This is a genomic window from Micromonospora endophytica, assembly GCF_003236305.1.
In the GTDB taxonomy this organism is placed as follows: domain Bacteria; phylum Actinomycetota; class Actinomycetes; order Mycobacteriales; family Micromonosporaceae; genus Micromonospora; species Micromonospora endophytica.
On the sequence record NZ_POTX01000039.1, the window covers coordinates 1 to 24,452 of the forward strand.

22 protein-coding genes and 1 pseudogene are annotated in these 24,452 nt (G+C 71.7%); 13 read left to right on the plus strand and 10 right to left on the minus strand.

Annotated features, from left to right (window positions below; genetic code table 11):
* The 4 genes and pseudogenes from C1I93_RS08670 to C1I93_RS08685 form a co-directional block, all read right to left on the minus strand.
* Positions 1 to 916 (minus strand): annotated as a pseudogene (locus C1I93_RS08670) (hypothetical protein); the annotation flags it as partial.
* 78 nt (positions 917 to 994) lie between these two features.
* Positions 995 to 1,324 carry a cupin domain-containing protein gene (locus C1I93_RS08675; RefSeq protein WP_111242714.1) on the minus strand — a complete coding sequence of 110 codons (330 nt, stop codon included), beginning with the start codon at positions 1,322 to 1,324 and terminating at the stop codon, positions 995 to 997.
* Positions 1,321 to 2,271 carry an LLM class F420-dependent oxidoreductase gene (locus C1I93_RS08680; protein WP_111242715.1) on the minus strand — a complete coding sequence of 317 codons (951 nt, stop codon included), beginning with the start codon at positions 2,269 to 2,271 and terminating at the stop codon, positions 1,321 to 1,323. Before C1I93_RS08680 ends, C1I93_RS08675 begins: the two co-directional genes overlap by 4 nt.
* A 2-nt stretch (positions 2,272 to 2,273) precedes the next feature.
* Positions 2,274 to 3,059, minus strand: coding sequence for an ABC transporter ATP-binding protein (locus C1I93_RS08685; protein ID WP_111242716.1), 786 nt, complete (start codon positions 3,057 to 3,059; stop codon positions 2,274 to 2,276).
* A gap of 267 nt (positions 3,060 to 3,326) precedes the next feature.
* On the opposite strand from C1I93_RS08685, the gene C1I93_RS08690 reads away from it, so the two are divergent.
* On the plus strand, positions 3,327 to 4,349 hold the full coding sequence (locus C1I93_RS08690; protein ID WP_111242717.1) for an ABC transporter substrate-binding protein: 1,023 nt from the start codon (positions 3,327 to 3,329) through the stop codon (positions 4,347 to 4,349).
* A gap of 132 nt (positions 4,350 to 4,481) precedes the next feature.
* Positions 4,482 to 5,342, plus strand: a complete 861-nt coding sequence (locus tag C1I93_RS08695) for an ABC transporter permease (RefSeq protein ID WP_111242718.1) — start codon at positions 4,482 to 4,484, stop codon at positions 5,340 to 5,342.
* Between the two features lie 2 nt (positions 5,343 to 5,344).
* On the opposite strand, the gene C1I93_RS08700 is transcribed toward C1I93_RS08695, so the two are convergent.
* Positions 5,345 to 6,526: an ABC transporter substrate-binding protein gene (locus C1I93_RS08700; protein WP_111242719.1), complete on the minus strand. Its 1,182-nt coding sequence runs from the start codon at positions 6,524 to 6,526 to the stop codon at positions 5,345 to 5,347.
* A gap of 444 nt (positions 6,527 to 6,970) precedes the next feature.
* Between C1I93_RS08700 and C1I93_RS08705 the strand changes: the two genes are divergently transcribed.
* The 5 genes from C1I93_RS08705 to C1I93_RS08725 all read left to right on the plus strand — a co-directional run bounded on the left by C1I93_RS08705 (position 6,971) and on the right by C1I93_RS08725 (position 12,814).
* Positions 6,971 to 10,183, plus strand: a complete 3,213-nt coding sequence (locus C1I93_RS08705) for a sensor histidine kinase (protein ID WP_111242720.1) — start codon at positions 6,971 to 6,973, stop codon at positions 10,181 to 10,183.
* A complete protein-coding gene (locus C1I93_RS08710; RefSeq protein WP_030329975.1) occupies positions 10,180 to 10,587 on the plus strand; it encodes a roadblock/LC7 domain-containing protein in 408 nt (135 codons plus the stop codon). Before C1I93_RS08705 ends, C1I93_RS08710 begins: the two co-directional genes overlap by 4 nt.
* A gap of 43 nt (positions 10,588 to 10,630) precedes the next feature.
* Positions 10,631 to 10,996: a DUF742 domain-containing protein gene (locus tag C1I93_RS08715; protein ID WP_111242721.1), complete on the plus strand. Its 366-nt coding sequence runs from the start codon at positions 10,631 to 10,633 to the stop codon at positions 10,994 to 10,996.
* The gene (locus C1I93_RS08720) at positions 10,977 to 11,600 is read left to right on the plus strand and encodes a GTP-binding protein (RefSeq protein ID WP_111242722.1); all 624 of its coding nucleotides are present in this window, start codon (positions 10,977 to 10,979) and stop codon (positions 11,598 to 11,600) included. The genes C1I93_RS08715 and C1I93_RS08720 overlap by 20 nt, the downstream gene beginning before the upstream one ends.
* A gap of 209 nt (positions 11,601 to 11,809) precedes the next feature.
* Positions 11,810 to 12,814 (plus strand): ferritin family protein, encoded by a 1,005-nt coding sequence (locus C1I93_RS08725; protein ID WP_212808288.1) that lies wholly within the window; start codon positions 11,810 to 11,812, stop codon positions 12,812 to 12,814.
* Here the strand turns inward: C1I93_RS08725 and C1I93_RS08730 are convergent.
* Genes C1I93_RS08730 through C1I93_RS33385 form a run of 5 tightly spaced genes read right to left on the minus strand, consistent with a single transcriptional unit; the run spans position 12,811 to position 20,400 of the window.
* Entirely contained in the window at positions 12,811 to 13,899 is a 1,089-nt protein-coding gene (locus C1I93_RS08730) for a uroporphyrinogen-III synthase (RefSeq protein WP_111242723.1), read from the minus strand. The genes C1I93_RS08725 and C1I93_RS08730 overlap by 4 nt on opposite strands.
* Positions 13,900 to 14,256, minus strand: coding sequence for a nitrite reductase small subunit NirD (gene nirD / locus C1I93_RS08735; protein WP_111242724.1), 357 nt, complete (start codon positions 14,254 to 14,256; stop codon positions 13,900 to 13,902).
* On the minus strand, positions 14,253 to 16,769 hold the full coding sequence (gene nirB, locus C1I93_RS08740) for a nitrite reductase large subunit NirB (RefSeq protein ID WP_111242725.1): 2,517 nt from the start codon (positions 16,767 to 16,769) through the stop codon (positions 14,253 to 14,255). Before nirB ends, nirD begins: the two co-directional genes overlap by 4 nt.
* On the minus strand, positions 16,766 to 18,202 hold the full coding sequence (locus tag C1I93_RS08745; RefSeq protein WP_111242726.1) for an FAD-dependent oxidoreductase: 1,437 nt from the start codon (positions 18,200 to 18,202) through the stop codon (positions 16,766 to 16,768). The genes nirB and C1I93_RS08745 overlap by 4 nt, the downstream gene beginning before the upstream one ends.
* Positions 18,199 to 20,400, minus strand: a complete 2,202-nt coding sequence (locus tag C1I93_RS33385) for a molybdopterin oxidoreductase family protein (protein ID WP_111242727.1) — start codon at positions 20,398 to 20,400, stop codon at positions 18,199 to 18,201. Before C1I93_RS33385 ends, C1I93_RS08745 begins: the two co-directional genes overlap by 4 nt.
* Before the next feature lie 156 nt (positions 20,401 to 20,556).
* On the opposite strand from C1I93_RS33385, the gene C1I93_RS08755 reads away from it, so the two are divergent.
* From C1I93_RS08755 to rpsI, 6 genes are all read left to right on the plus strand, one after another.
* Positions 20,557 to 21,270 (plus strand): class I SAM-dependent methyltransferase, encoded by a 714-nt coding sequence (locus C1I93_RS08755; protein ID WP_111242728.1) that lies wholly within the window; start codon positions 20,557 to 20,559, stop codon positions 21,268 to 21,270.
* Between the two features lie 29 nt (positions 21,271 to 21,299).
* Positions 21,300 to 21,557: a hypothetical protein gene (locus tag C1I93_RS08760; protein WP_111242729.1), complete on the plus strand. Its 258-nt coding sequence runs from the start codon at positions 21,300 to 21,302 to the stop codon at positions 21,555 to 21,557.
* A complete protein-coding gene (locus C1I93_RS08765) occupies positions 21,535 to 21,840 on the plus strand; it encodes a putative type II toxin-antitoxin system PemK/MazF family toxin (RefSeq protein WP_181445071.1) in 306 nt (101 codons plus the stop codon). The genes C1I93_RS08760 and C1I93_RS08765 overlap by 23 nt, the downstream gene beginning before the upstream one ends.
* A 106-nt stretch (positions 21,841 to 21,946) precedes the next feature.
* Positions 21,947 to 23,314, plus strand: a complete 1,368-nt coding sequence (locus C1I93_RS08770) for a NarK family nitrate/nitrite MFS transporter (RefSeq protein ID WP_111242730.1) — start codon at positions 21,947 to 21,949, stop codon at positions 23,312 to 23,314.
* Between the two features lie 206 nt (positions 23,315 to 23,520).
* On the plus strand, positions 23,521 to 23,964 hold the full coding sequence (gene rplM / locus C1I93_RS08775; protein WP_111242731.1) for a 50S ribosomal protein L13: 444 nt from the start codon (positions 23,521 to 23,523) through the stop codon (positions 23,962 to 23,964).
* A 20-nt stretch (positions 23,965 to 23,984) separates the two neighbouring features.
* The gene (gene rpsI / locus C1I93_RS08780; protein WP_111242739.1) at positions 23,985 to 24,449 is read left to right on the plus strand and encodes a 30S ribosomal protein S9; all 465 of its coding nucleotides are present in this window, start codon (positions 23,985 to 23,987) and stop codon (positions 24,447 to 24,449) included.
* Positions 24,450 to 24,452: the final 3 nt, after the last annotated feature.

Here is a 24,452-nt window from a genome sequence, read left to right on the forward strand (position 1 = left end):
GTGCCGGGGTGGGGGGTAGCGGCGGGAGGATCGCGGTCGGCTCGATGGCTCCGGTCGCCTCGGTGCGGGCGGACGGCCAGGGCAGCAGCGCGGTGGCGGCGGATCCGAGCGCGCCGGCGGCGACGGCGATCAGGGCAGCGTAGTACGGCCAGAGTTGGTAGCGGTCACCCGCGTGACCCGGACCCGCAGCCAGATAGGCGAAGGCCACCAGCAGTGGCCCGGCGCTGCCGCTCGCCCCGCTGACCAGCGGTGCACACCCGTGCCGGCGGGCCAGGGCACCGGTGGCCGCGCCCGCCAGCAGGGTCAGCATCGGCAACAGCAGCAGGGCCAACCGTTGCGTCGTGTCGTCGGTGAGCCACGCCGGCTCCAGCACGCCGAGGCGAACCGGGGTCAGCGGCCCGCTGTCTCCCAGCGACGGTACGACCGACAGCAGCGCCACCAGCCACAGCACGCCGGCCAGGGCGACCGCGTTCCAGGCGAAGGGCGGCTGTGCCAGCACGGCCAGCACGGCACCGGCGCCGATCAGCGCGCCGAGCACGGCGCAGACGGCCACGGTCCAGATCGGGTGCACCGACCCGGTCTCCGCGCTGCGGGCCAGCTGCATGCACAACGGCGCCACGACCACGGCGCCCAGCGCGGCACTGCCGGCGACGGCCAGCTGCCGACGCAGGCCGGTGAGGTGCCCGTCGGCACGGGCCAGCCGCTCGACGAGCAGGGCAGCGGCGACGGCTGCGTTCGTCGCGAACCAGCCGACCCAGACGAGCTGGGCCGGCCACTGGTTGACGGCGGCACCGGTGAAGGTGCCGGTGAGCCTGACGATGCCGAAGCCGAAGGCGAGGCCGAGCTGACCGGCCCCGGCCAGCAGGCTGACGCCGAATGCCGTGAGCATCAGGCGGCTCAAGGTCCGATGGGCCATGTCCGGCACGTTACGGTTCGTCGCCACCGATCGCCACCGGCACGCCGGAGCAGGGCGTATGACCTGCTCGGAGCGGGTCTACTTCAGCTCGACCAGGCGGGCCAGATAGGTGGTGTCACCGACGTTGGTCAACATGTGAACCGCACCCGGATCGCGGTAGACCACCCCGCCGGTCGGCTCGTCCGCGTCGATCCGGACGCCGTCGACGGTCTGGATCACGTTCTTCGCACCCTGGACGGCCACCACCAGGTACGGGTGGTCGTGCCGGTGCAGCGGCTGGCCCTCACCCGGCTCCAGCCGGATGTGCCAGACCCGGACCCGGTCGTTCTCGAACACGATCTCCTGACCCACCGGGCCGAGGACGAGACCCTCCCCGGGCGAGTGGGCGTCGGGCGGTGGTGAGGTCATCGGATTCCGTCCAGTTGGGGAAGCACCTCGGCGGCGATGAGTTCCAGGTGATCCAGGTCGGTGAGGTCGGTCAACCGCAGATGAACCCGCTCGGTGCCGATCTGCGCGAACTCGCCGATCCGGTCGAGCAGTTGTTGCGGCGAGCCGACGACCGGGGCCTCGGGCGGCAGGGCGCTCTTGGCGTGCAACGGGGCGGCCCGCCGGTGAGCTTCCGCGTCGGTACGCCCGATGGCCGCCACGATGCCGGCGGAGAGCCGCAGCGGAGCGCGTCCGCTCTCGGCGCGGCCGACCCGCTCGGACGCCTCCCGTGCCCGCTCGTACGCCTCGCCGGTCTGCGCGATGCCGGTGAACGGCACGTTGAACTCGTCGGCGTACCGGGCGGCCAGCTCCGGGGTGCGCTTGGCGCCGCGGCCGCCGACGATCACCGGCGGGCCCGGCTGCTGCACCGGCTTGGGCAGGGCGGGGGCGTCGGTGAGCCGGTAGTGCTCACCGGTGTAGCTGTAGGTCCCGCCCGACGGGGTGCGCCAGAGACCGGTGATCACTTCGAGCTGCTCGGCGAGTCGGTCGAACCGCTCGCTCGTACCCGGGAACGGGATGCCGTACGAGAGGTGTTCACGGGCGTACCAGCCGGCCCCGATCCCGAGCTCGACCCGGCCGCCGCTCATCTGGTCCACCTGCGCCACCATGACGGCCAGCGGTCCGGGCAGCCGGAAGGTCGCCGAGGTGACGAGCGTGCCCAGCCGGATCCGGCTGGTCTCCCGGGCGAGTGCGGCGAGCGTGAGCCAGGCGTCGGTGGGCCCGGGCAGCGACGGTTCGTCGCCCATGGCCTGGTAGTGGTCGGCCCGGAAGAAGCCGTCGAAGCCGCCGTCCTCGGCGAGCCGGGCGAACCGGAGTTGGTCGTCGTAGCTGGCGCCTCGGTGCGGTTCGGTGAAGACGGCGATCCGCATGTTCATCGCTCCTCCGCGCCCACGCCCGCCGGCTGGTCGCGTTCCATCAGCAGCTCGTGCAGGTCGGCGCTGACCTGGGCGACGTCGGCCAGGTGCGCGTTGCGGCCGAGGGTACGGGGCCGGGGAATCGTCACCTCGACGATCTTGCGGACCCGGCCCGGCCGCGGGCTGAGCACCACCACCCGGTCGGCGAGCAGCACCGCCTCGTCGATGGAGTGGGTGACGAAGACGATCGTCGCGCCGGTGCGCATGTGCACCCGCTGAAGTTCGCCGGCGAGTTCCTCGCGGGTCAGCGCGTCCAGCGCGGAGAAGGGCTCGTCCATCAGCATCACCCGGGGGTCGCCGATCAGCGACCGGCACAGCGACACCCGTTGCTGCATGCCGCCGGAGAGTTCGTGCGGCAGCCGCTTCTCGAAGCCGGCCAGCCCGGCGACGTCGAGCAGTTGCCGGGCTCGGTCGCGATGATCGGCCCGCTTCCAGCCGAAGATCTCCACCGGCAGCAGGACGTTGTCCAGCACGGTGCGCCAGGGCAGCAGGGCCGGCCGCTGGAACAGCATCGCGATGTCCGGGCGTGGCCCGGTGATCGGCGTGCCGTTCACGGTGACCTCACCCGAGGTGACCGGGATCAGGCCGGCGATCAGCCGGAGCAGGGTGGACTTGCCGCATCCGGAGCGACCGAGCACGGCGACGAACTCGCCCTCGGCCACGTCGAGGTCGATGCCGCGCAGCGCCTCGACCCGGCCGGAACGGCCGTCGAAGGTGCGGGACACCTCGGACAGACGGATCATCTCCGGGGGCCTCCGCTGAGTGAGCGATCAGGAGTCCGGCAAAGGTTATCCGGCCTGCCCCTGATCAGAGCGTCCGGGGTGGACACTACTTTGTATCCGTTCCGCAACCCGATACGCCTGGCGTCGCAACTGTGGGGTTCTCGTACGCTGTGCCCGCGAAGAGTCCCCCTGGTATGCGGTGTCGGCTTCCACCTCCGGCCGTCGATGCCGCCCCGACAAACCCCCTCCCGGCGGCACGGACGCCCCGGTGGGAAAGGAAGTGCACTGATGAGAAGGCTGACCCGTACGGTCGCCGCGGCCACCATGGCCACCGCGCTCGCCCTCGTCTCCGCCGCCTGCGGATCCGACGACGACGACAAGGGCGGTGTCGGCTCGTCCCTGGAGCAGGTGACCTACCTCACCTCGTTCGGCAACTTCGGGCGTGACTCCTACGCCTGGGTGGCCAAGGAGAAGGGCTTCTTCAAGGACGCCGGCTTCGAGGTGGACATCAAGGCCGGACAGGGCACCGGCAACGTGATCCAGACCATCGTCGGCGGTCAGGCGCAGTTCGGCCCGATCGACCTGACCGGTGGTCTGCTCCAGGTCGGCAACGGCGAGGCCAAGGACTTCGTCGCGGTGGCCGCGATCCAGCAGCGCACCATGGCCGCGATCGCCACCGTCGAGGGCACGGGCATCAACACCCCGAAGGACCTGGAGGGCAAGACGCTCGCCGACACCCCCAGCTCGGTGGTCCGCAACCTCTTCCCGACGTACGCCCGGATGGCGGGCATCGACTACGCCAAGGTGAAGTGGGTCAACGGTGAGGCGCAGACCCTGATGGGCACGCTCGCCTCCGGTTCGGTGGACGGCATCGGACAGTTCGTCGTCGGTCAGCCCACCATCGAGGCGGTGACCAAGAAGAAGGCCGTCCTGCTGCCGTACAGCAACGTGATGCAGGACCTCTACGGCAATGTGCTGATCACCTCCAAGCAGTACGCCACCGAGAAGCCGGAGCAGGTCAAGCGCTTCACCGAGGCACTGCTCAAGGGCCTGGAGTACGCCCTGACGAACCCGCAGGAGGCGGCCGAGATCCTGGCCAAGAACGCCGAGGCCGTCAACCCCGCCGCAGCTGCCGCCGAGCTTCAGCTGATGGCCGGTTACGTCCGCTCCAGCAACTCCGGCACCGCACTGGGCACGCTGGACAGCGGCCGGGTCGCCAAGAGCATCGCGATCCTGCGCGGTGCCGGTGCCCTGAAGTCGGACCTCACCCCCGACCAGGTCATCGACTTCAACCTCACGCCCAAGGCCTGAGGACGAGACTCGCACCCGAGGCCGATCGGTTCGACACGGGGTGCGCCGCACCGGCAAGCCGGTGGGGCGTACCCCCTTGCCATGCCAGACCCGCGCACCCGCCAGCGTCACCCGAATAGCAGGAGGAACCCGATGACCGACGTCCGCCCACGCCAGCCGGATGCGGCGCGCGGACCGGCGCCGTCCCAGGCGGCACCGCGCGGCCGGCAGCGGCGCCCCGCCGACCTGCGCCCGGCGGCCACCGCGGCCCTGCTACCGGTCGCCGGTTTGCTGATCGCCCTGGGCCTCTGGTGGCTGGTCGCCCGGCTGGAGCTGATCCATCCGGCTGCCCTGCCACCGCCGGCCGACGTGTGGACCGCCTTCGCCGAGCGGCCGGCGCGGCTGCTGGAGCACACCCTCGCCACCACCGGCGAGATCCTGGTGGGCTTCGCGCTCTCGGCGGTGGCGGGCGTACTGCTCGGTCTGGCGCTGGCCGCCTCCCGGACGGTCGAGCGGATGTTCACCCCGCTGCTTGTCGCCATCAACGCGGTTCCGAAGATCACCCTCGGGCCGCTGTTGGTGGTGGCGCTCGGCTGGGGACAGAAACCCATCCTGACCATGGTTTTCCTGCTGTGCTTCTTCCCGATCGTGCTCTCCACCGCGACCGGTCTCACCACCACGCCGGCGGAGCTGGCCGAGCTGGTCCGCTCCTACAACGCCTCCCGCTGGCAGGCGTTCCGCAAGGTACGGTTCCCGGCCGCGCTGCCGCAGATCTTCGTCGGCCTCAAGGTCGCCATGCCGCTGGCCGCGATCGGTGCGGTGATCGGTGAGTTCCAGGCCGGTGAGGGTGGCCTCGGGTACGTCATCCAGCAGTACGCGGGCATCGGGGACACCGCCACCGCCTGGGCGGCCATCATGCTTGTCGCCCTGGTCAGCATCCTGCTCTACAGCGTGTTGGTGCTCGTCGAGCGCCGCAGCCTGCCCTGGCTGCGGGAAACCACGTCCAGCCGCTGAGATCAGCTCGCCAGTCGCCACCGACCGTTGCGGGCCACGAGCGTGGTCAGTGCCTGCGGCATGAGCCCGGAGTGGTTGTCCGGCGTCATCCGGATCGGCCCGGACAGCCCGTCCAGCTGGGCGGTCTCCAGCAGGTTCCGGATGCCCTCCCGGTCGACCTGACCGGCCGGCCCGCCGGCCCGTAGTTCCGCGTCCGCGATGAGTTGGATGGCGTCGGCCGCGAACGACGACGAGCCGTGGTAGCCGCCGTAGCGGGCGGTGTAGTCCTGGAACCACTGCCGGCGGGCCGCCTTCGCGGGCGTGGTGGCGATCACGTCGTCGATCACCATCGTCTGGGTGAAGACCAGTCGGGCCCGCTCGGCGTCCTCGGCCGCCTCACCGAGGAAGAGGTTGCCGGCGGCCAGGGCGTCGAGGAACAGCCCGCCGTTGAAGCCCGCCCGCCTGGCCGCGCCGGTGGCCAGCATGGCCTGCTCCGGCGGGGTCCAGATGACGAGCGCGTCGGGCGCGACCGAGGTCAGCGTGGTGACCTGTTGGTCCACGTTGTTGCTGCCACCCCGGACCGACGCCTCGGCCGCCACCTGGATGTTGGCGTTGGCGAACTCGCGACGCAACGCCTGGGCGCCCTCGCGTCCGTACGTGTCGTCGCTGCGCAGCAGGCCGACCGTGTCGATGCTGCGGCGCTGCAGCTCGACGGTGAGCGCGCTGGCGTTGTCGGCCGGGTTCGGTGCCAGCTTGAACACGTATCGGCGCTCCGCCACCGGGTTGGCCACGGCGTCGGCCGCGGCCAGCGCGACAGTCGGGATCTTCTGCTCGTTGATGGTGTTCGCCGCGCCGACGGCGCATTCGTGGCAGCCGCCCATGATGATGGCGCTGACCCGTGGATCCTTGCTGAACTCGGCGATGTTGCGCAGGGACTCGCCGGCGTCGGAGCGGTTGTCCTTTGGCAATAGTTCGATCGATCGGCCGTTAAGCGCACCGGAGGCGTTCAACTGCTCGATCTTCAGTTCCATCGCCTGCTGGTACGCCTTCCCCACCTCAGCGGCGGCGCCGGACAGCTCCAGGTCGACGGCGATGACGATGGGGGAGGTGTCCTGCTCATCTCCGCCGAACTGGCAGCCGGTGAGGGTGGTGGCCAGCATGGTCGACGCGACCAGGGTGGCGGTCGCGGAGCGGAACGGGGTCAACTCTGTCCTCCTGATGCGGCGCTGGGGGCCGGTCACCGGTGGCGCGACCATCCGCAGTGGATATTCGGAGTGCGCCTGCCGTACCGTGTGCGCGAAGCCTGCAAAACCTTGCCAATGCCAGGCGCTGTGGTCAAGCGGGGCGATCGGCTGCGTTTCGGGACAGGGATCCCACATGTTGGGGTAACAAGATGTTTTCCGATACTCACGCTCGCGACACGAATGACCACTCTGGAGGTACCTGCCCTGATCAAGGGCACCGCCGAAATGTAGGTATTAGTTGTCTCCATCACTGGATGCGCTCCCACAGACCGTTTCCTGCCTCACCGCGGCTTCCCAAAAACGATCTCGTCTGATGAAATCGCGGCCGGGCCGCGCACGGCGCCGGCCGTCGCTACCCCCGCGGGTCGACGGGTCAGGCGTGGAGAAACCGACGGAGGCGATGTCGTGAGCACCGGACCGACGACCCTGCCCGCCAGCGGTGATGCCGCCCAGTCCGGCCGCCGTCGGCTGTTCCGGCTGCGGGACGTGCGGATCCGATCCAAGCTGGCGTTGATCCTCGTGGTGCCGGTCGCCGCGATCATCGCGCTGGCCACGGTCCGCCTGGTCTCCGTCGGTGCGGGCGCCTACGACGCGACCGAGGCCCGCTCCCTCACCACGCTCGCCGTCGACGTCTCCGCGCTGGCGAACGACCTGCACGCCGAGCGGATGGCGGCGGCGGCGTACCTGGCCTCCCCGAAGAAGGCGCAGGCCGACGCCTACAGCGCCCGGGTGCGTCGGACCCAGGAACGAGTCGACGGGTACCGCGCCGAGCGGGCCAAGATCGAGGAGGCCCCCGCCGCCGTCGGTGATCGCCTGGCGGCCATCGACGGGCACCTGGACACGCTCGACGTGACCCGGCAGGAGATCCTCGGCCGGCCGCAGATGGAGGTGGCCGAGGCGGCCCTGCGCTACGGCGTGGTCGTGGCCGACCTGGTCGCCTACGGCGACGGGCTGGCCCAGCTGCCCGGCTCGGAGAGCCTGGCGGACAGCCGGCGGGCGGTCGCCGCGTTCGCCCGGGCCAAGGCGGCCGTCGCCGAGGAGGAGTCGGTCGCCTTCACCGCGCTCACCGCCGGCCGGCTGGACAACGAGCAGTTCTCCACCTTCGTGGCCACGCTGACCAGCCAGCAGGAGGCACTGCTGGCCTTCTCGCTGGCCGCCGACCCCGTTCAACGCGCGCTTGTCGAGAGCACCGTCTCCGGCGACGCCGTGGTGCTGGCCGACCGGATCGCCACCGATGTCAGCCGCTCGGTGAACCAGCGCTCACCGGTCACCGCCACGGAGGCGACCGCGGCGATCGGCGCGGTGAACGAGCTGATGCGGTGGGCGGAGATCGAGTTGCAGGACCGCCTGCTCAGCCAGACCGAGCAGGCCCGCTCGGACGTGGTCCGGCAGGCGATCATCGAGACGGCGCTGGTGCTGCTCACCCTGATCATCGCCGTGACCCTGGCGGTGGTGCTGGCCCGCTCGCTCAACCACTCGCTGCGCCGGCTCCGCGAGGGCGCGCTCTCGGTGGCCAACCGTGACCTGCCGGACGCGGTGCGGCGGCTGCAGGAGATGGGCAACGTCAACGACAGCAGTGTCAAGGAGATCGTCCGCGAGGTGCGGGATCCGATCCAGCTCGACAACCGCGACGAGGTGGGTCAGGTCGCCTCGGCGTTCAACGTGGTGCACCGCGAGGCGGTCCGGGTCGCGGCCGAGCAGGCGGCCCTGCGGAGCAGCGTCTCGGCGATGTTCCTGAACCTGGCCCGGCGTAGTCAGACCCTGGTCGACCGCATGATCGGCGAGCTGGACGCGATCGAACGTGGCGAGGAGGACCCGAAGCGGCTCGCGCAGCTCTTCGAACTCGACCACCTCGCCACCCGGATGCGCCGTAACGACGAGAACCTGCTCGTGCTGGCCGGGGCGGACTCGACCGCGCCGCGCCGGGACGACGCGTTGCTGGTGGACGTCTTGCGTGCCGCGCAGTCCGAGGTGGAGCTCTACAACCGGATCGAGTTCGGCACCGTCGACACGGACGTCTCGGTGGCCGCGCACGCGGTGAACGACGTCGTACGGCTGGTGGCCGAGTTGCTGGACAACGCCACCCGCTTCTCGCCACCGAACACCACGGTGGTCGCCGACGGCCGGCGGATCCGGGACTACGTCCTGATCCAGATCGAGGACCGCGGCCTCGGCCTGACCGACGAGCAGCTCGACTCGCTCAACCGGCGACTCGGCGAGGCGCCCAACGTGGACGTGGCGGCGTTCCGGCTGATGGGTCTGGCCGTGGTGAGCCGACTCGCCTCCCGGTACGGCATCCGGGTCGACCTGCGCCGCAACGTCGAGGGCGGCACCGTGGCCCAGGTCACGTTGCCCGCGGCCACCGTGGTGCTGCCGAATCCGCGTGGCCGGGACCAGGCGATCACCCGGCCGCGCCAGCCGTTGGCGGTCGAGCAGGCCCCGACCACTCCGGCGAACGGGGCCGAACCGTTCGGTGGGGCGGGACGCACCGGCACCGCCACGTTGAGCGACCGCTGGCGCAGCAACACCCCCTCCGCCACGCCCTGGCCGTCGACCGATCCGGCGCCGGCCCAGAGCCCACCGGTCAGCACCCCGCCGCCGGCCTTCGCGGGCGGGTTCAATGCCGGTACGCCCACCGTCGCCCAGCCGACCCTCGATCCGCTGCCCCGTCGCACCGCCAACCCGGAACCGGCCGCGCCCGTGCTCCCGGCGGGTCCGGTCGCCGGTGCCGGGGTCGGCACTCCGACCGCTGCCACCGGCTCCGGTGCCCCGGTCGGCTTCGCCGGGTCCAATGGCACGGGCGGCGTCGCTGCTTCCGGTGGCGCGGGCTTCGGCAGTCCCGGTGCTGCGGGCGGCTTCGGCAGTCCCGGGGGTGCGGGCGGCTTCGCCGGTTCCGCGGGTGCGGGTTTCGCCGCGGCCGGTAACCCGAACCCGGGTGGGAGCTACGACGGTGCGGGCTTCGGCGGGCTGGGCGCCAGCCTGGCCGCCACCGTCCCGGTGTCCACCGGGCCCATCACCGCTGCGCCGGAGCCGCAGGCCGAGGCGCCGATTTTCCGGGAGATGGAGGCGGTCTGGTTCCGGGCACACGGCAACGACGCCACCGCGATCTTCAGCCGGCCACAGTTCGACGACCCGCCGCCACAGCCGGCCGCCGGCGGTCCGGCGCCGACCCGGGGACGCAACCCGCTGCCCACCCGGACACCGGGCGCGGCGGCCGGAGGCGTCACACCACAGCCGTCTCCTGCGGCGAGCGCTCCGCCGCTCGGCGTGGTGCCGCCGGCAGCACGGCCGGCACCGCGACCAGCGGAATCGCCGACCCCGCCGGTCGGTGGACCGGCCGACGAGGCCTGGCAGACGGCAGCCGACGAGGGCTGGTCCCGGGCCAGCCGAGCGGCCGACCCCACTCCCGCCGGGACCACCCGTTCCGGTCTGCCGAAGCGGGTGCCGCAGGCACAACTCGTACCCGGCGGGATCGAACCGCGCGGTGGACGTGAGCACAGTCGCCGTACGCCGGACGAGGTACGCGGCCTGCTGTCGGCGTACCACCGCGGCGTGCAGCGTGGCCGGACGGCCGGCGCGAGTCAGAACAGCACCTCGACCAAGGAGACGAGCCGATGAACAGGCCAGCGGCCATGCAGGACATGGGTTGGCTGCTCACCAACTTCGCTGACAGCGTGGCGGGCATCGCCCACGTGGTGGCGGTGTCCGCGGACGGGCTGCTGCTCGCCTCCTCCCGCGACCTGCCAGCGGACCGGGCGGACCAGCTCGCCGCGATCACCTCCGGCGTGGTCAGCCTGACCGAGGGGGCGGCGCGGATGTTCAGCGCCGGCGGGGTGTTGCAGACAGTCATCGAGATGGACAGCGGCTATCTGTTCCTGATGTCCATCAGCGACGGCTCGTCGATGGCGGTGCTGGCCGCCCGCAGCTGCGATGTCGGTCAGGTGGGCTACGAGATGGCCCTGCTGGTGGAGCGGGTCGGCGCGGCGTTGGTACCGCTGCCCCGGGACGCGGTGCGGTCCTGACGGGTGCGGCGTGACGGCGGACAAGGAGAGGAGGTGATCGCGGATGGAACAGCAGCGGCGTGACCCGCGCGGTGCGCTGGTGCGCCCGTACGCGGTCACCCGGGGCCGCACCGAGCCACGCCAGGACATCGCCCTGGAAGCGGTGCTGATGGCCAGCCCCGCCCAGATCAACGAGTCGCGGTTTGCCGGGCATGACAAACATCGCATCGCCATGGTCTGCGAGGGCCGGCCCGAATCGCTGGCGGAGATCGCCGCGTACACCCGGCTACCGCTGGGTGTCGCCCGGGTGCTGGTCGCCGACATGGTGGCCGAGGGTTTGTTGACGCTACAGACGGCCGCCCCCGCCACAGGTTACGAGGAGCGGATGGAAATGCTGGGAAGGGTGCTGAGTGGACTTCGCGAGCTATGACCCCGCCGGGGCCCGCCAGAGCCGGGGAATCATCTCCGCGAAGATCGTCGTCGCGGGTGGCTTCGGTGTCGGCAAGACAACGCTTGTCGGCGCGATCTCCGAGATCACGCCGCTGACCACCGAGGCGGTGATGACCGCGGCGGGCGTCGGCATCGACGATCCGTCCAAGGTGCCGGGCAAGGAGACCACCACGGTCGCCATGGACTTCGGCCGGATCACCATGGCGCAGGATCTGATCCTGTACCTCTTCGGTACACCCGGGCAGACCCGGTTCTGGTTCATGTGGGACGAGATCATCAGGGGAGCGGTGGGTGCTGCGGTCCTGGTGGACACCCGCCGGATCACCGACGCGTTCGCTCCGCTCGACTACTTCGAGAGTCGCAAGCTGCCGTACGTGGTCGCGCTCAACCGGTTCGACGGCGCGCCGCAGTACGAAGTGGAGGAGGTCCGCGAGGCGCTGGCGATCTCGCCGGACGTGCCGCTGGTGTTGTGCGACGCGCGGCATCGGGATTCGGTCAAGCAGGTGCTGATGACAGTCGTCGAGCACGCCATGCGCCGCCTTCAGGCCGAGCACGACCGGGGTCACCCGACCCCGGTGGGCTGAGCCGGGGCCGGCGAACCGCCGCTGAGTGAGATCGGTTGACCGGTCTCGTTCAGCGGCGGTTTGTCGTTTCTGGCACCGTCGTCCCCACTTGACGCTCCGCTGCCCGGAGTCGCGGAAACCGTCCTGACCTGCGACAACGTACGATCCTTCCGGCACGTGACGCTGCGTGAATAGATATTCACACCGTGCGCTGACGAGAGGGGGAGTTCATGCGGACGGTAAGAGTCATCTCAGTGGTGCTGGGGGCGACGCTCGGCGTGGGACTGGCCGGGGCACCCGCGCAGGCGGCGGTCTCCGACCCGACCACCCGGGCCAACACGCTCACCGCGATGCGGGGCGAGGCGTTCGCCCACGCCGCCTACCTCGCGTACGCGCAGGAGGCGGAGCGGACCGGCGAGTTGGACATCGCGGAGCTGTTCCGCAGCACGGCCGCCACCGAACTGGACGAACACTTCACGGAGGAGGCCGAGCTGATCGACTTCGTCCGGAGCAACACGGCGAACCTGCGGGTGTCGATCGCCGGCGAGACGGAGGAGCACACCACCACCTACCCGGGCTTCGCCGAACAGGCCCGCCGGGACGGTTGCCTGCCGGCCGCCGCGCTCTGGGAAGAACTCGCCGCCGACGAGGGGGTGCACGCCGAACGGTTCCGGATCGCGCTGTTCGCCATCACCAACCCCGGCTCCGGGGTCCGAGTGCCGGTCGGCGTGCGGGTTCCGCCGGTGCCGATCGAGGCGACCGAGCCGGTCTGCACCGGCCAGACCCAGGAGAACCTGCTGACGACGCTGCGCGGCGAGGCGTTCGCGTACGCCAGCTACCTGGCCTACGCCGCGCACGCGCGCGACACCGGGCGGCTCCGCCTGGCCCGGCTCTGGGAGAACACCGCCAGCCAGGAACTCGGTGAACACTTCGCCGAGACGGCAAACCTGTACGGCCTGGTCGGCAGCAACGAGAGGAACCTGCGTACCTCGATCGCCGGTGAGCAGCACGAGGCGACCACCATGTACCCGGCGTTCAGCCGCCAGGCCGCGTCGGTCGACGAAGGCGAGGCGGCGGGGCTCTTCGCCGAGATCGCGCACGACGAGGCCCGGCACGCCTCGGCGTTCCTGAACGCGCTCGTCGACCTGGTCCTCGGCGGCGGGGCGGAAACGGACGAGGCGGCGACCGCTGCCGACCGCCAGCCGGCGCCGGACCGTCCCGGCGCCCGCGCTTAGTCGACCCGGAGCCGGTAGCCGCGCTTGACCACGGTCTGCACCACCCGGGGGGCGCGTAGCCCGGCCCGCAGCCGGGCCACCGCCATCTCCACCGCGTGCTCGTCCGCGCCACGCGGCAACGTGCGCAGCAGGGCGGTACGGGAGAGGACCCGGCCCGGTGCGGCGGCCAGCGTCCGCAGCACCGCCATCGGAGCCGGGGCGAGCGGGCGAAGCTCTCCGTCCACCACGGCGGCGTGCCCGCGCAGGGTGAGCAGATGACCGGCGGCCTTGATGGTGACGGTCCGCCGGGGTAGTTCGTCGACGATCGTCCGGACCAGTGCGCCGAGTCGGGCCCGGCTCGGCGCACTGACCGGCACCCCCCGCCGCAGCAGCGGCTCCGCGGTGACCGCCCCGACGCAGCTGGCCAACACGTCACCGCGGAACGCCTCCAGCACGGCCTCGGTGCGGTCACCCGCGGCGCGCATCAGCGCCTCGGCCGCCGGCGCCGAGGTGAAGGTGACCGCGTCGACCAGCCGACCGGCCACCAGGTCGACCAGCCGGTGCAGCGGCGCCGGGTCGGTAGGCGGCGCCCAGCGGTAGACCGGAACCTCGATCACGGTCGCCCCGGCCTCCTCCAGCGCCCTGGTGCACTCCGGTTGCCGATCGCCGTGCAGCTGCATGGCGATCACCTGGCCGGCCACGCCCCGCCGCCGCAGGTGATCGACCACCTCGTCACAGCTCTCCGAGGCGGGGGACCACTGGTCGTAGAGGCCGGCGGCGCGAATCGCCCCGCGCGCCTTGGGCCCGCGGGCCACCACGTACGCGTCACCGAGCACCGAGCGCAGCGGCTCGGCCAGGCCCCACCCCTCGGCAGCCTCCAGCCAACCCCGCATCCCGATCCCGGTGTTGGCCATCAGGATGTCCGGTGGCCGGTCCAGGCAGGCGCGGGTGGCCTCGCGTAGCTCGGTGTCGTCCGCCAGCGGCACGATCCGCAGCGCGGGCGCGAGCACCACCCGGGCGCCGCGCCGTTGCAGCAGCGCAGCGAGTTCGTCCCGCCGCCGGTCTGCGGTGACCCCGATGGTGAAGCCGGCCAGTTCCTCGCGCATTCACCCCTCCTGTCGCAGCCGCACCTCGACCATGCCGTCCCGGCAGCGGACCTCGTGCCGGGTCACGCTGACCCCGGGCAGGTCGAGACAGTCCCCCGTACGCAGGTCGTACACCTGCTTGTGCAGCGGCGACGCGACCGTCGGCAGCCCGCCCCGGCTGCCCACGATCCCCCGGGACAACACGTACGCGCCGGTGACCGGGTCACGGTTGTCGATCGCGAAGAGTTCGTCAGCGGTCCGGAAGAGCGCCACCTGCACCCCGTCGACCAGGGCAGCGACTCCTCGGTTCGGGTCCAGCCGGTCCAGCGGGCAGACAACGGTCCAGCGCAGTGCGATGGTGGTGGTGGTGATGCTCATCGCCGTACCTCCGGCAGCCCGAGGGCGACCGGTTGACGGCCGGCGGGTGATTGCCCGACGACGGGTACGGGTTGCCCGCGTTCGGTGACGAAGGTGATCGACGGGTCGGGCACCTCCGGGGCGTTGACGAACGAGGTGAACCGGCGCAGTCGTTCCGGATCCTCAAGCACGTCCCGCCACTCGTCGGAGTAGGCGGCGACGTGCCGCGCCATCGCGGCGTCCAGTTCCGCGCAGAGGTCGAGCGAGTCGTCCACGATCACGGCCCGCAGGTGGTCGAGTCCGCCCTCCATCGCCTCGATCCAGGCGGCGGTGCGCTGCAACCGGTCGGCGGTGCGGATGTAGTACATCAGGAACCGGTCGATGAGCTGGATCAGCGCCTCGGTGGACAGGTCGGTGGCGAACAGGTCGGCGTGCCGGGGCCGGAAGCCCCCGTTGCCGCCGACGTAGAGGTTCCAGCCGGTCTCGGTGGCGATGATGCCGAAGTCCTTGCTGCGGGCCTCGGCGCACTCCCGGGCACATCCGGAGACCGCCGATTTGATCTTGTGCGGGGCGCGGAGCCCCCGGTAGCGCAACTCCAGGGCGACGGCGAGGCCGACCGAGTCCTGCACCCCGTACCGGCACCAGGTGGAACCGACACAGGACTTCACCGTACGCAGCGCCTTGCCGTACGCGTGCCCGGACTCGAAGCCGGCGTCGACCAGCCGGCGCCAGATCTGCGGCAGTTGGTCGACCCGGGCCCCGAACAGGTCGATCCGCTGCCCGCCGGTGATCTTGGTGTAGAGGTTGAAGTCCCGGGCCACCTCGCCGATGACTATCAGCTTCTCCGGGGTGATCTCACCGCCGGGGATCCGGGGCACCACCGAGTAGCTTCCGTCGCGTTGCAGGTTCGCCAGGAAGTGGTCGTTGGTGTCCTGAAGGGACGCCTGCTCGCCGTCGAGGATGTGCCCGTTGCCGAGCGAGGCGAGGATCGAGGCGACGACCGGTTTGCAGGTGTCACAGCCCCGCCCTCGGCCGTGCTCGGCGAGCAGCCGGGAGAAGGTCCGGATGCCGCGTACCCGGACGATGTCGAACAGCTCCTGCCGGCTGACGTCGAAGTGCTCGCAGAGCGCCTTCGACTGGACCACGCCTGCCGCGTCGAGCAACTGCTTGAGCATCGGCACACAGGAGCCGCAGCTGGTGCCGGCGCGGGTGCACGCCTTCAGCGCGGGCACATCCGTGCAGCCACCGGCGATGGCCGTGTCGATGTCCGCCCGGGTGACCGCGTTGCAGGAGCAGACCTGCGCGGCGGCGGGCAACGCGCCGGCCGTGGCACCCGCCGCACCCTCGGGGGCCAGCAGCGCCAACGGCGGCGCCGGCAGCGGCCCGCCCACACTCGCGCGCAACGTCGGGTACGCCTCCGCGTCACCGACCAGCACCCCGCCGAGCAGCGTCTTCGCGTCGTCGGAGAGGACCAGTTTGGCGTAGACCCGGGTGGCCGGATCGATCCAGGTCACGTCCAGGCAGCCCGGTGTGGTGCCGTGCGCGTCGCCGAACGAGGCCACGTCGACGCCGAGCAGCTTCAGCTTGGTGGCGGTGTCCGCGCCGGGGAAGGTGGCCGCCCCGCCGACCAGCCGGTCGGCCACCACCTCGGCCATCGCGTAACCCGGGGCGACCAGTCCGTAGCAGGTGCCCTCGACCGCAGCGCACTCGCCGACCGCGTAGATCCGCTCGTCGGAGGTCCGGCAGGCGGTGTCCACGGCCACCCCGCCGCGCGGGCCGACGTCGAGCCCGGCCGCGCGGGCCAAATCGTCGCGGGGCCGGATGCCGGCGGCCACCACCACCAGGTCGGCGTCGAGCACCGCGCCGTCGGCCAACTCCAGGGCGGCGACCGCGCCGTCCGGGCCGGCCCGCAGCGCCGTGGTGGCCACCCCGAGGTGGCAGGTCACGCCCAGCTCCTCCACGTAGCGGCGGAGCATCGCACCACCGGCGGTGTCCACCTGTACCGGCATCAGCCGGGGCGCGAACTCCACCACGCTGGTGGTCAACCCGAGCAGGCGCAGCGCGTTCGCCGCCTCCAACCCGAGCAGGCCGCCGCCGATCACCGCGCCGGTACTCCGGCCCTGGGCGTGCTCGCGGATCGCGGTCAGGTCGTCCAGGGTGCGGTAGACGAAGACGCCGGGCAGGTCCACCCCGGCCACCGGCGGCACGAACGGGTACGACCCGGTGGCCAGCACCAGCACGTCGTACGGATGCTCACCGGCGGCGGTGGTCACCACCCGGCGTGCCCGGTCCACGCCGGTGGCCGGCTCGCCGAGGCGCAACTCGACCCCGTCGTGCGGGGTGTGCAGGCTCAGCTCGTCGGCGTCCACCCCGTCGAAGTACGCCGACAGCCGCACCCGGTCGTACGCCGGGCGGCTCTCCTCGGCGAGTACGGTGACCCGCCATCGTCCCTGCGTGTCGCGGTCGCGCAGCGCGTCGACGAACCGCTGCCCGACCATGCCGTTACCGATGACGACCACGTTGCCGCCGCTCATCGCGTCACCTCCACTGGATCGGCTCTGGAGAGCCAGTCGACGATGCCGGCGATCGCGTCGCGGCACCCGCCGCAACCGGTGCCGGCCCGGGTGCCCGCGACGACCGCGTCGACGCTGCGGGCTCCGCCGCGCCAGCAGCTCACCAGCGCGCCCTTGCTCACCGTGTTGCACTGGCACACGGTGGCCGCGTCCGGCATCAGCGCCGGCGACGCGGCCGGGGTCGCGACGTCGCCGCCGACGGCCCGGCCTAGCAGCAGCGCGCGCCGGTCGGCGGGCACCGGCTGACCCCGGTCGAACAGTTGGATCACGGTGCCCACCGACGGGTTGTCGCCGAGCAGGATCGCCCCGGCCAACCGGCCGTCGTGAATGCGCAGTCGTGCGTACGTGCCGCGGGCCGGGTCGGCGAAGGTCAGCTCCTCGCCGGGGCCGTCCGCCGGATCACCCATCGCGGCGAGGTCGATCCCGGCCGCCTTGAGCCGGGTCACCACCGGCCGGGCCCGGTACCGGGCCCGGGGATCCTCGCCGGTCAGCAGCTGGGCGACCACCCGGGCCTGCGCCCAGGCCGGCGCCACCAGCCCGGTCGGTCCGCCGCCGTGCTCGGCGCAGTCGCCGATCGCCGAGATGCGCGGGTCGCTGCTGCGCAGCTGGTCATCGACGAGCACACCCCGCCGCACGGCCAACCCGGCCGCTTCGGCCAGCGCGGTGTCGGGACGTACCCCGCAGGCGAGCACCAGCAGGTCGGCGTCGAGCACCGTACCGTCGGAGAGTTCCAGGCGTACCCCGGCGGCGTCGGCCGCGACCGCGACCGGCGCGACGGCCAGGTGGGCGGTCACGCCGAGATCGGCGAGCGTGTCGGCGAGCATGGCGCCGGCGGCCGGGTCGAGCTGGCGCTCCATCAGGTACGGCACCCGGTGCACCACCCCGACGTCCAGGCCCCGGGCGGCCAGCCCTCGGGCCGCCTCCAGCCCGAGCAGCCCGCCGCCGAGCACCAGGGCGCGCCGGGCACCGTCGGCGAGGGCACGGATGCGCCGGCAGTCGTCGAGGGTGCGGAAAGCGACCACCCGGTCCGGCAGCCGTCGCGGGTCGAGGCCGGGCAGCGGCGGCACCACCGGCCGGCTGCCGGTGGCGAGCACCAGGTGCGCGTACCGGATGGTGTCGCCGTCGTCGGTGCGTACCTGCCGGGTGGTGCGGTCGATCGCGCGGACCGTGACTCCGGTGCGGACGTCGACGCCGCGCCCGGCGACCTCCGCCAGCTCCACCGCCGACTCGCCGATCTTCCCGGCCAGCAGCGTGGAGAGCATGATCCGGTTGTACGCCCGGTGCGGCTCCGCGCCGAGCACGGTGACCTTCAGGTCCTCGCCCCGGGCGTACAGCTCCCCGGCGAGCCGGGCGCCCGCCATCCCGTTGCCGACCACCACTATCTGTTCGGTCATGACGTGCCCGCCTTCTCCACCCGGACCGCGCAGATCTTGAACTCGGGCATGCCGGAGATCGGGTCTACCGCGTCGTTGGTGACCGAGTTGGCCCGCGCCGCCCCACCCCAGTGGAAGGGGGCGAAGACGGTGTCCGGCCGGATGGCCGCGCTGAGCCGCGCGGGCGCGTGGAACTCGCCGCGCCGGGAGACCACCCGCACCGGCTCGCCCTCGGTCACCTCCAGCCGGTCGGCGAGGTCGGGGTGCAGCTCCACGAACGCCTGCGGCGCGGCCCGCCGCAACGCGCCCACCCGGCGGGTCTGGTTGCCGGACTGGTACTGGGCCAGCACCCGCCCGGTGGTGAAGTACAGCGGATACTCGGCGCAGACCTCCTCGGCGGCCGGCCGGTGCTCGACCGGATGGAACCGGGCCAGCCCGTCCGGGGTGGCGAACCGGTCGGCGAAGAGCCGGGGGGAGTCCGCCTCGTCCTCGTCCGGGCACGGCCAGAAGACCCCGTCGGCGGCGTCGATCCGCTCCCAGCTGATCCCGGCGTAGTCGGCGAGCCCACCGGCCGAGGCCCGCCGCAACTCGTCGAAGACCGCCCGCGGATCCGCGCCGTGCTCGCCGTCTGTGGCGTCCGCGCCGTCTGCCGCGTGCTCGATGGTTGTTAACAGGGGGCCCTTCCTATGCGCGAGGCGGTAAGAGGGGGCCCCTCCTTTCAAGCGGGTGGTGAGGGTGGTGAGGATTTGCAGGTCGGTGCGGACGCCGGGCGGGGGGCGGTGCAGCGCACGGCGGCGCAGCACCCGGCCCTCCAGGTTGGTCATGGTGCCGTCCTCCTCGGCCCACTGCGCGGTGGGCAGCACCACGTCGGCCAACGCGGCCGTCTCGGAGAGCAGGAAGTCGGCCACGACCAGCAGGTCCAGGTCGCGTAGCCGGCCCTCGATCCGGGCCGCGCGGGGTGCGGAGACCACCGGGTTGGAGCCGAAGACCAGCAACGCCCGTGGGCCTGAGGCGGTGCCCAGCGAGTCCAGCAACTGGTACGCCGGCACGCCCGGTCCGGGCAGCTCGTCGGCGGACACCCCCCACACCCGGGCGACGTGGGCGCGGGCCTCGGGGTCGTCGATCTTCCGGTACCCGGGGAGCTGGTCGGCCTTCTGCCCGTGCTCCCGGCCGCCCTGCCCGTTGCCCTGCCCGGTCAGGCAGCCGTACCCGGAGCCGGGGCGGCCGGGCAGGCCGAGCGCGAGCGCCAGGTTGACGAAGCCGGTGACCGTGTCGACGCCCTTGGCGTGCTGTTCCGCGCCGCGCGCGGTGAGGATGATGGCCCGCTGGGCGGTGCCGAGGGCGCGTGCCGTCTCCTCCAGGTCGGCCACGGGTACGCCGGAGAGCGCCTCGGCGCGGGCCGGCCACCAACCCGCCACGGTCCGGCGTACGGCGGTGAAGCCGGTGGTGCGGTTGGCGACGTACGACTCGTCGACGTAGCCGGCGGTCAACGCGATGTGCAGCAGCGCGTTGGCCACCGCCAGGTCGGTGCCGGGCAGGGGTTGCAGATGCAGATCGGCCTGCCGGGCGGTGGCGGTCAGCCGAGGGTCGACCACGATCAGCTTGCCGCCTCGCTGCCGCTGCTCGGTCAGCCAGCGCATCAGCGGCGGCATGGTCTCCGCCGGGTTCGCGCCGACCAGCAGCAGGGTGTCCGCCCGGCCGAGGTCGGAGAGCGGGAACGGCAGTCCCCGGTCGACGCCGAAGGCACGCATGCCCGCCGCGGCCGCCGAGGACATGCAGAACCGCCCGTTGTAGTCGATGTTCCGGGTGCCCAGCGTCACCCGGGCGAACCGGCCCAGCGCGTATGCCTTCTCGTTGGTCAGCCCGCCGCCGCCGAAGACCGCGACCGCGTCGCGGCCGTGCCGTTGCTGGGTGTCGCGAAGGCCGGTGACGATCCGGTCCAGCGCGGCGTCCCAACTCGCCGGGCGCAGCTCGCCGCTGACCGGGTCGCGCAGCAACGGGGTGGTCAGCCGGTCCGGGTGGGTCAGCAGTTCGGCCGAGGTCCAGCCCTTCTGGCACAGCCCGCCCCGGTTGGTGGGGAACTCCCGGGGCAGCACGGTCACCTGGCCGTGCTCCTCACGCAGCGTCATCCCACATTGGAGGGCGCAGTACGGGCAGTGCGTCGCCACCTCGCGGGGTGCGGGCCCCGGTAGCGTCGCCGTTCGTGCACCGTCTGTCATGTCGGCAAAGCGTGCCGTTGGGCGGTTTCCGGTCCGCGTCCCGTTTGTTTCGGCCCTGTCAAGAGCCGCTCACACCGCACGATGGCTGCGGGCCGGCTCGTCGGGTCTAGAATGTGGAACAAATTTCCTATTATTCGGGACGAGGGAGTGGTTCGCGTGGATGTCGCTCAGGTGTTCGACGCGGTGGCCGGTGACTACGACGCGCCGCGGCGCCGGCTGGTGCCCTGCTTCGACGGGTTCTACGGCACGGCGGTCGAGGTGGCCGAACCGCCGCTGCGGGCCGCCCTCGCCGCCGGCCGTACGCCCGATCTGCTGGACCTGGGTGCCGGCACCGGCCTGCTGTCGTCGCTGCTGGCCACCGCCGTGCCCGAGGCCCGGCTGACCCTTGTCGACGCCGCCCCGAAGATGTTGGCGGTCGCCGCCGAGCGGCTCACCGCGCGCGACGTGGCGCACCGGGTGGTCGTCGCGGACCTGGCCGACCCGCTGCCCGCCGGCCGCTACGACGCGGTGGTCAGCGCGCTGGCCATCCACCATCTCGACGACGCCGGTAAGCGGGAGCTGTACCGGCGGGTGGCCGGGGTGCTGCGGCCCGGCGGGGTGTTCGTCAACGCCGAGCAGGTCGCCGGTCCCACCCCCGAACTGGACCGGCGATACCACCAGGTCTGGTTGGCGCAGGTCGCCGCGCTCGGCTCGGACGCCGCCGAGATCGCCGCCGCCGAACAGCGGATGTCGTACGACCGGCCCGCGCCGGTGGCGGAGCAGTGCCGCTGGCTCACCGAGGCCGGCCTGGTGGAGGTGGACTGTTTCTTCAAGGCGTGGCGGTTCGCCGTCTTCGGCGGTCGCGCCCCGGAAGGTTCGGAGGATGACTGACAGTCATACCGCTGGGTAGTCTGAGGAGCATGACAGCCAAGGTGACCCTGTCGTTCTCCGACGAGACGATCGCTGACGCGCGGCGCTTCGCCAAGCGCGAGGGGCTGTCGCTCTCCGCCTGGATGGATCAGGCGGCCCGGGAGAAGGCGTTACGTGAGGTCTTCGCCGCGCACGCCGCCGCGGTGAGCCAGGCCGGGCTGGACCTGGAGTCCGCGTCACTTGCCGATGCCCAGGAGGTGGGCATGGTCGACGACGTGCTCTTCGGTGGTCGCCCGCGTGCTGCGTAGGGGTGAGGTCTGGCGGATCGAGGGCGCGCGGGAGCGTCTCGGGCTGGTGATCAGCTCCGACGTCTACAACTCGACAGCGGTGCCCATCGTGATCGTCACCGAGGTGGTCGAGGCGGCGTTGCTGCGTGACTCGCCGCTGGCGGTGCCGATGGGCGGCTGGGTGGTGATGCCCGACCGCATCTCGTCACCGATGAAGAAGTGGTTCACCGAGTGCGTGGACGTGGCAGATGTCGAGACCATGCGGCGGGTGGACCGGGCGCTGCGCATCATCCAGCAACTCTGAGCGGCCGATTCCTCACCATCGGCCGGCGCCGGTGGTGCGGTCCCCGTTGCCGCCTCGACCCCTACGACGAACGTCGCGGTAACCGTCGCTTCCTAGCTTCTGGCCCATGACCACCACGAGCACGCGACCCGAGGTAATCGAAGAGATCGACCTGGACCGGCGGCGCGGCCGTTGGATCGGGCACTGGACGCCTGAGGATCCGGGATTCTGGCGTACGGTGGGCAGCCGGATCGCCAGGCGCAATCTCATCTGGTCGATCTTCGCGGAGCACATCGGTTTCTCGGTGTGGCTGCTGTGGAGCATCGTCGTCGTCCGGCTCGGCGACTCCGGCTGGCAATTGACCACCAGCCAGGCGCTCTGGCTCACCGCCGTACCCAGCGGGGTCGGCGCCCTGCTGCGGCTGCCGTACACCTTCGCGGTGCCGTTGTTCGGCGGCCGGAACTGGACGGTCGTCTCCGCCTTGCTGCTGATCGTGCCCTGCGCCGGCCTGGCCTGGGCGGTCGAGCATCCGGAGATCGGCTTCCTGCCGCTGCTGCTGATCGCCGCCACCGCCGGTCTGGGCGGCGGTAACTTCGCCTCCAGCATGGCGAACATCTCCTTCTTTTATCCAGAACGGGAGAAGGGCTGGGCGCTGGGCCTGAACGCCGCCGGCGGCAACATCGGCGTGGCCGTGGTGCAGTTCCTGGTGCCGCAGGTGATCGTGCTCGGTGGCGGGCTCGCGCTGGCCCGGGCCGGCCTGATGTACATCCCGCTCGCGGTGATCGCGGCGGTCTGCGCGTACCTGTTCATGGACAACCTGGCCGAGGCGAAGGCCGACGTGAAGCCGGTCTGGGCGTCGCTGCGGCACCGGGACACCTGGATCATGTCCCTGCTCTACATCGGCACCTTCGGTTCGTTCATCGGCTACTCGGCGGCCTTCCCGACCCTGCTCACCTCGGTCTTCGGTCGGCCGGACGTCGCACTGTCCTGGGCCTTCCTCGGGGCGGCGGTGGGCTCGGTCTGCCGGCCCTTCGGCGGCCGGCTCTCCGACGTGGTGGGTGGCGCCCGGGTCACGGTGGCCAGCTTCGTGTTGATGGCCGTCGGCGCCCTGGCCGCGCTCTGGTCGGTCGAGCGGCGCAGCATGGCCTTGTTCTTCGTGGCCTTCCTGTTGCTCTTCGTGGCCACCGGCGTCGGCAACGGCTCGACGTACCGGATGATCAGCAGGATCTTCCAGGTGAAGGGGGAGGAGGCGGGTGGCTCGCCGGAGGTGATGCTGGCGATGCGCCGGCAGGCGGCGGGTGCGCTGGGCATCATCTCATCGGTCGGTGCCTTCGGTGGCTTCCTCGTCCCGATCTGCTACGCCTGGGCGAAGTCGACATACGGCGGGATCGAGCCGGCACTGCGCTTCTACGTCGGGTTCTTCCTGTTCCTGCTCGTGGTCACCTGGGCGACGTACCTGCGCCGGGGGGCCCGGCTGGCCCGGGCCGGGGTGTGATCTGGCTCATCCGTAGCCCGCTTCCCAGCGATACGGACCCCGTTTTGACCGGCCGGTGGGGCTGCGGGTATCGTTGCCTGCTGTTGTACGACATCTGTGGGCGTGCCGCCTGAGGTACGCTTGGTCGTTCGTGCGCGCTGGTCCGGCTGGGAATCCTGGTCACCTCGGCGCGCGACCCCAGACCGACGACGAGACAAGGTAGACCTGTGCGTACGTACAGCCCGAAGCCGGGTGAGATCGAGCGTCAGTGGCACGTCATCGACGCCTCTGATGTCGTGCTGGGCCGTCTGGCCACCCACGCCGCCACGCTGCTGCGGGGCAAGCACAAGCCGACTTTCGCGCCGCACGTTGACACGGGCGACTTCGTCGTCGTCGTGAACGCGGGCAAGGTCGCGCTGACCGGCAACAAGCGCCAGCAGAAGATCGCTTACCGGCACTCCGGTTACCCGGGTGGCCTGAAGCAGGTCGGCTACGAGGAGCTGCTCTCCAAGCGCCCCGAGCGGGCCATCGAGCTTGCGGTCAAGGGCATGCTCCCGCACAACAAGCTCGGCCGGCAGCTCATCAAGAAGCTGAAGGTCTACGCCGGTGCCGAGCACCCGCACGCGGCGCAGCAGCCGGTGCCGTTCGAGATCAAGCAGATCGCGCAGTGAGCGCGGGCGAAGGAAGCAGCATGACCGACATCACCGCCACCGAGGTTGCCCCCGAGGCCACCGAGGCGCCGGCGCCCGTCGCCCGCGCGCCTCGTGGTGACCGCCCGATCCAGACCGTGGGTCGGCGCAAGGAGGCCATCGTCCGGGTCCGCATCGTGCCGGGCTCCGGCAAGATCACCTGCAACGGCCGCGACCTTGAGGCCTACTTCCCGAGCAAGGTGCACCAGCAGCTGATCAAGGACCCGCTGGTCACCGCCGAGAAGCCCGAGGCCTTCGACGTCATCGCCAACCTGCGCGGCGGCGGCACCACCGGCCAGGCCGGTGCGCTGCGGCTGGCCATCGCCCGGGCGCTGATCGTGAACGAGCCGGACGACCGCCCGGCGCTGAAGAAGGCTGGCTTCCTCACCCGCGACGCCCGGGAGAAGGAAAGCAAGAAGTACGGCCTCAAGAAGGCCCGTAAGGCTCCCCAGTACTCGAAGCGCTGATCT